Annotated in this window: 1 protein-coding gene; it reads right to left on the reverse strand. The window is 35.9% G+C overall.

Annotation, left to right across the window (positions count from 1 at the left end; genetic code table 11):
• Window positions 1-209 (reverse strand): hypothetical protein (locus RM529_RS18040; RefSeq protein ID WP_311486102.1); only part of this gene is annotated, 209 nt, incomplete at both ends.

Here is a 209-nt window from a genome sequence, read left to right on the forward strand (position 1 = left end):
GGAATTATTGTTATCCCGGTTATTGTTGTCTCTGTTGCCAGAGTTATTGTTGCTATCTTTTTTGCTTCTTGGATCTTTCTTGTTGTCCCTTGGATTAGGTTTATTGCTCTTGGGAGCATTTTTCTCATCCTTTGAATCCTTCCGTGTATTATTTTTGGACTGATTTTTATGAGGATTCTGAGACTTGTCAGAAGTTGATTTATTAGATG

Origin of the sequence: Autumnicola edwardsiae (assembly GCF_031846505.1) — a bacterium.
Taxonomy (GTDB): Bacteria; Bacteroidota; Bacteroidia; order Flavobacteriales; family Flavobacteriaceae; genus Autumnicola; species Autumnicola edwardsiae.